The 6,091-nt window shown below is 65.3% G+C and carries 6 protein-coding genes; 4 read left to right on the top strand and 2 right to left on the bottom strand.

Annotated features, from left to right (window positions below; translation table 11 throughout):
• From ACFCU0_RS09760 to ACFCU0_RS09750, 3 genes are all read left to right on the top strand, one after another.
• Positions 1–111: HIT domain-containing protein (locus tag ACFCU0_RS09760; protein WP_434973484.1), on the top strand; the 111-nt coding region annotated here is incomplete at its 5' end.
• Between the two features lie 68 nt (positions 112–179).
• Positions 180–776: a dephospho-CoA kinase gene (gene coaE, locus ACFCU0_RS09755; RefSeq protein WP_434973483.1), complete on the top strand. Its 597-nt coding sequence runs from the start codon at positions 180–182 to the stop codon at positions 774–776.
• A 5-nt stretch (positions 777–781) separates the two neighbouring features.
• Positions 782–1,561 (top strand): class I SAM-dependent methyltransferase, encoded by a 780-nt coding sequence (locus ACFCU0_RS09750; RefSeq protein WP_434973482.1) that lies wholly within the window; start codon positions 782–784, stop codon positions 1,559–1,561.
• A 12-nt stretch (positions 1,562–1,573) separates the two neighbouring features.
• On the opposite strand, the gene ACFCU0_RS09745 is transcribed toward ACFCU0_RS09750, so the two are convergent.
• Together ACFCU0_RS09745 and ggt are read right to left on the bottom strand one after the other, a co-directional pair.
• Positions 1,574–2,941 carry a CRTAC1 family protein gene (locus ACFCU0_RS09745; RefSeq protein ID WP_434973481.1) on the bottom strand — a complete coding sequence of 456 codons (1,368 nt, stop codon included), beginning with the start codon at positions 2,939–2,941 and terminating at the stop codon, positions 1,574–1,576.
• Between the two features lie 191 nt (positions 2,942–3,132).
• Entirely contained in the window at positions 3,133–4,938 is a 1,806-nt protein-coding gene (ggt, locus tag ACFCU0_RS09740; protein WP_434973480.1) for a gamma-glutamyltransferase, read from the bottom strand.
• Positions 4,939–5,105: 167 nt separating this feature from the next.
• Between ggt and ACFCU0_RS09735 the strand changes: the two genes are divergently transcribed.
• Positions 5,106–6,091: serine hydrolase domain-containing protein (locus ACFCU0_RS09735; RefSeq protein ID WP_434973479.1), on the top strand; the 986-nt coding region annotated here is incomplete at its 3' end.

Genomic DNA, 6,091 nt, shown 5'->3' with positions numbered 1-6,091 from the left:
CGCGACGGCTACCGCACGGTCATCAACTGTGGCGATGACGGCGGCCAGTCCGTTTACCATCTCCACCTCCATCTGCTCGGCGGACGCCGGATGAACTGGCCTCCCGGGTGATGCGTCCGAGACGCTGCGGCGCACTTTTCTTCAGCTCGATGCATTTTTATACGACGTACCCGACTTGCATGACGACACTCGGCGTGACCGGGGGGATCGGTAGTGGAAAAACCACCGTATGCGGCTTTCTGGCCGAGCAGGGCGCTCGCGTCTTCTACGCGGACCTCGAGGCCAAGCGCCTGATGACTGAACACGAGGGCTTACGCGCAGATATTGCTGACGCCTTCGGAGATGAAAGCTTTAAGGATGACGGGTCCCTGAATCGCAAGCATCTGGCGGACGTAGTCTTTCAATCGCCGGATCGCGTCGAGCGGATCAACGCTCTGGTCCATCCTCGCGTCCACGAAGCGTTTGCCGAGGCCGCCGAGCGAGCAGAGGAGGAAGGCGTGGAGGTGCTCGTCCACGAGGCGGCGTTGATCTTCGAATCCGGAGGAGATGAGCACCTGGATGCCGTTGCCGTCGTGGTTGCACCGGATGACGACCGCATTGCCCGCGTGGTCGAGCGAGACGACACGACCGCTGACGACGTGAGGGCCCGGATGACGCATCAGCTTCCACAGGAGGAGTTGCGGCGTCGGGCCGATTACGTCATTGAGAATGACGGAACGCTGGACGATCTCCGCCGGAAAAGCGTCGATCTCTACCATTCAGTTGCCGGCACCTGACGCCTGTGTCTGACGCCTTTGCAGATCACTTCTCCGACCATGCGTCCGACTACGCCCGATACCGGCCGACCTATCCCGATGCTCTGTTCGAGACGGTGACGTCGTACGCTCCTTCCGTGGACCTCGTATGGGATTGCGGCACAGGGAACGGGCAGGCCGCGGTGCGTCTGGCCGAGTGGTCGAAACACGTCGTCGCCACGGATGCGAGCGGCGAGCAGATCCGCGCGGCCACCTCGCACCCTCGCGTGGAGTATCGCGTGGAGCCGGCGGGGGCGGTCTCGCTCGAAGACGGCAGCGTCGATCTGGTGACCGTCGCGCAGGCGCTGCACTGGTTCGACCTCGATGCCTTTTATGCGGAGGTGCGTCGCGTCCTCCGTCCCCGGGGCGTTATTGCCGCATGGACGTACACGCTCTTCGCGGTCGCATCCGACGAACCGGCGGCAGGTGCCATCAACACCGTCCTTCAGCGGTACTACGACGACGTGGTCGGTGTATACTGGCCCCCCGAGCGCCGGCACATCGAACAGGGGTACCGTTCGCTGCCGTTTCCCTTTGAGGAATGGGACGTCTCCGACCGTGAGATATCGACGGAATGGACGCTGGACGAGGTTGTCGGGTATCTGAGGACCTGGTCTGCGTCGCAGCGGTACCGGGCGGATCGGCAGGCCGACCCCGTCGCTGAGATTGACGAGGCATTGTCCGCGGCGTGGGGCTCCCCAGACGGGAAGAGAACGGTGCTCTGGCCGGTGCCGATTCGCATCGGCCGGCGAGAGGCGGGGCGCTAGTGCGAAGGTCCGCTACGGATGGTCGATCGTGTGAAGTTCGTCGACCCCCGGGTCCTCCATGCGATACGTTGAGCCGTCCGGCCAGCGCACCTCGATTTCTTCCGCCGAGTCCGTTTGGCCCAGGCCGAAGTGAGCGACCGGCTCCATCTGGCACAGGTATCCGCTACCGGCATCCACGTTGCGCCGCTGGGTGCGCCCGCCCGCCGTGCACGTCACGACGGCACCGCGCGCAGGCGCCCCGTGCTGTGTCATCGGCGCCACGCGGAGAAAGTGATGGTCGGAGGCGGCGTCCATCTGGTAGAGGGAGAGCGGCTGAGCACCGGTTTCGCCATGGGCGACGAACAGTTCCAGGCACCCATCGCCGTTGAAGTCGCCGACCGCGGCCCCTGTGCCGAGGCCCTGCTCCTCGGTAGCGTCGCCGGCGTCGATCTGAATCCACGAGCCGTCGCGCCGGGCAAACAGGCGGTTGGGTTCGCCGATATTGTTGAAGAAAACCTCCTGGTAGCCGTCGTTGTCGAAATCGGCGGCGATAACGGTCCGGACGCGCGAGGGAGAGGCCATGTCGTCCGGCGTGACGTCGAGGAAGGTACCGCCCGCCTGCTGCACGTAGAGGCGGTGGCTTCCCTGCCAGTTGCCGTACACGACGCCGAACGGGCCGCCTTCGGCGGGGTCGATGGCGTCTACGCCGCGTCCGTGTTCATATCGATCCGCAACACCGCGCCGCGCGGCGGTTTCGTCGAACGTGCCGTCGCCCTGGTTTTCAAATAGAAAATTGGGCCCGTTCTCGTTCACGCAGAAAATATCCATCTGTGGGGTGACGATCGGGAGCGCGATCACGCCGCGCCCGCCAGTCGTTAGATTGACCCCTGCTTCTTCCGCGACGTCGCGGACCCGGCCGTTGTCGCCAACCTCGTAGAGACGCATCGGACCGCCGTAATTCGCCACGAAGAAGCCGTAGCAGCCATTTCCGGTCCGGTCGACCACGGCGACGGAGCGCCCGGCGGTAAGATTCCGCGTTTCCTTGTTGTCGGGGTCGTCGAACAGGTTGAGCCACGCCCCGGTGCCGTTTCCGGCGTACAACCGATCGGCGAAGCGTTTGCGCCCGGCAAAGGTATCGGTGTTGAGCACGTACACCTCCTCCGTTCCATCCCCGTCCACGTCGGCGGCGGCGATACCGATGGCCTGCCGCTCGGGGTCGGCGATCGAGGACGTCTCGATCTCGACGAAGCGATCGCCATCCCACGCGATCACAAGGTTGCGTCCCGTGTACCCGGCGACCAGCAGTTCATACGAGCCCTGTTCGCGGAGCTGTCCGACAGCCACTCCGTAGTTGCGCTGCACGGGGTTCTCGTCAATGAGGTTGCTGGCATCGCGAAACATAATCGGGGGTCCTCGGCGAGTCTCTCGTTACTCTGCCGGGAAGTACGAAAGTGACGCCGGCACAGGCACCTGTCAAAGAACCCCGCCGATGACAAGTTCAGCCGTCCACGTAACATTACGGCAATCGGCCTCCGCCTCCTGAGCGGGTCCTGACCGGATGCTGACCGGATGCAAGGCTGAATTCAGGGCGTTCAGTAGCCCACGGCCTCGCCGGAACGCCGGGGGTCGGCTCCGCCGAAGTAGGCCGGCTCCCCGTTACGCTCGGGAGGGTAGGCGGCGCGAATCCCGTGGGCGCGTCCCCAGCTGTCGTAGCCGAAGATCCCGGTTTCGACCTCCCAGCCGCGGCCCTCCAGATTCTCCACGACGTCGGCGGGCAGGGTGTATCGCTCGTGGTGCAGGGTCGCGGGACGCCACTGGTGGTGAATACGGCCGGCAGTAACGGCCTGCTCGACGTCCATGCCGTAATCGATCATGTTGGTGATGACCTGGAAGACCGTCGAGATGATCGTCGATCCGCCGGGCGCACCGATCACGAGGAAGAGCCGCCCGTCCGGGTCTTCCACGATGGTGGGCGTCATCGAGGAGACCATGCGCCGTCCCGGGGCGACGAGGTTGCGCTCGGTCCCGGTCAGGCCGAACTGATTCGGCACGCCGGGTTTCAGAACGAAGTCGTTCATCTCGTTATTCAGAAAAAACCCGGCGCCGTCGACCACGACCTTGGAGCCGTAGCTTGAGTTGAGCGTCGTGGTGACGCTGACAGCCATGCCGTCCCCGTCCACGACGGAGTAGTGGTTCGTTTCCATGGATTTGGAGGGGACCGTCGGTGTACCCGCCGACACGGAGTCGGTCGGCGTGGCGCGGTCGGGGTCGAACGTTGCCATGCGCTCAGCGACGTAGCCGGAGTCGGTCAGCGCGCCGGTCGGCACGTCCACCGCGTCCGGGTCGCCGAGCCACTTGGCCCGGTCGGCAAACGTTCGCTTCATCGCTTCGCCGAGGTAGTGAATGGTCGCGCTGGATTGATAGCCCATCGCCTGCAGGTCGCGTGCTTCGGCCGCGTGGAGCAGCTGGGCCAGCGCCACCCCGCCGGAGGACGGCGGTCCCATGGAGTGCACCGTGTAGCCGCGGTAGTCGGTCGAAACAGGGTCACGCTCGACCGACCGGTAGTCTCGCAGGTCCTCTCGATCGATGAGCCCGCCCATGGACGCCATCTGATCAACGATCAGGTCGGCCGTTTCCCCGTCATAAAAGCCGTCGATGCCGTGATCACGGATCCGCCGCAGCGTCTCGGCCAGATCCGGCTGGCGCCACCGCTCGCCGGGACGGTAGCGGTCCGTGGAATCCGGTTTGGTGAAATACGACCGCGTGCTTTCGAATTGAAGGAAGTCGTCGCGGTACGCATTGAACCGGCGCGCCACGCCGTACGGCAAGGGGACGCCTTCCTCCGCCATGCGTATCGCCGGCGCCATGACGTCCTCCCGGGACAGGGATCCGTACTTCTCCAGGGCGGTCAGTAGGCCGTGCACGGTGCCGGGGACGCCGGAGGCCAGTGCGCCGACGCGGCTCCGCTCCCGGGCTGCGTCTCCCGTTTCGTCAAGAAAGACCTCCTGCGTGGCGCCCGACGGCGCGGTTTCACGGTGGTCGATTGTCGTGACTTCACCACTGGGCGACCGGATCACCATGAATCCGCCACCGCCAATGTTGCCCGAGGAGGGATAGACGACCGCCAGTGCAAAGCCGGTCGCGACGGCTGCATCGACCGCATTGCCTCCTCTTCGCATCATCTCGACGCCCGCTTTGGAGGCTTCCCTTCGCGCCGAGACGACCATCCCGTTCTCCGCGTACTCCGGCGTCACGACGGCCCGATCAGCGGCGGAATCCATCTCCTCCGGGTGGTCGCCGGCACCGCTCCAGCCGGCTACGGCGACGAGGAACGCGACCGTGGCTGCGAGGCACACGGCGGTGCGGATCGAGAGGCGTGGAGGCGATGCATCAGGCATGAGTCGAGGCGATGGGTGCGAGAGCAGGCGGGGCGACGATCGGAGGCAACAGCGAAACGATCATCTAATCCGGCGAACTTCCGGTTGCCGAGCGGATTTCCTGGATGGAAAAACGTAGTTTCCGCTCCCTTCGATGTCCAGTCCGCGGGGTTACATCCTCGCAAGCGATGGTGCACACGTTCCTCCGGCCTCCTTCCCCGTCCCCGCGGGCACCCGCTCTTGCCCTCGGCCTTCTTCTCAGCGCATTGCTGTTCCTGTGGCCGGCGCACCTCGTCGCGCAGTCGCCCGATCGGGGGGCGCGTCCGTGGCTCGTCGGCTCTGCCGAAGCGTCCGGCTGGTCGGTGTCGACCCTTGACTCAATCGTTGCCCGTGCCGACCGTTTACGGCCGCTCAACAGCCTGCTGATGGCGCGCGGGGACTCGGTCGTCGTCGAATGGTATGCGCCCGGCCAGTCGGCCAACGAGCCAGTCAACATCAAGTCGGCCAGCAAAACCATTCTGTCGGCTCTCGTCGGGATTGCGATTCGCGGCGGTCACCTGGAGGGGCCGGAGCAGTCGATCGGCCCATTCTTTCCCGAGATCCTGGACGGCACCGCGCCCGATGACAGCGCCAAAGCGGCGATCACGCTGGGCGACCTCATGACGATGCGGGCCGGTTTGGAATCGACGAGTTTTGGAAACTACGGCGCGTGGGTTAGCTCGAACAACTGGGTGCGAGACGCGCTGGACCGCCCGCTCATTGGAAGGCCGGGGGGGCGGATGATCTACAGCACCGGCACGTCGCACCTCGTCGCCGCGATCCTGGAGAAAGCCACCGGCCGGGATCTCCGCAGCTACGCACAGGAGCGCCTCTTCGACCCGCTGGGCGTGCAGATCGGAGCGTGGCAGGAGGACCCGAACGGCTATCGCTTCGGGGGCAACAACCTGGCTCTGACGCCGAGCGGCCTGCTCCGTTTCGGTCAGCTGTACCTCCGCGGCGGCTGGGTGACGTCGGAAAGCGGTGAACGTGTGCACGTGATCCCGGACGGCTGGGTGGGGGAGAGCTGGAATGTGCGCGTCCTCCGGAGCTACCGCGGGTTTCGGTACGGGTACTTCTGGTGGTTCGAGGAATTCGGCGGCGAGCCGACGTTCTTCGCCTGGGGCTACGGCGGTCA

This window comes from Longibacter sp., from assembly GCF_051155795.1.
GTDB lineage: Bacteria > Bacteroidota > Rhodothermia > Rhodothermales > Salinibacteraceae > Longibacter.
This window is presented reverse-complemented; position numbering and strand designations above follow the sequence as displayed.

Bases quoted from the DNA above. Each gene is read 5' to 3' on its own strand.
- ACFCU0_RS09745 (WP_434973481.1), bottom strand. From the start codon at position 2,941: ATGTTTCGCGATGCCAGCAACCTCATTGACGAGAACCCCGTGCAGCGC.
- coaE (WP_434973483.1), top strand. From the start codon at position 180: ATGACGACACTCGGCGTGACCGGGGGGATCGGTAGTGGAAAAACCACC.
- ggt (WP_434973480.1), bottom strand. From the start codon at position 4,938: ATGCCTGATGCATCGCCTCCACGCCTCTCGATCCGCACCGCCGTGTGC.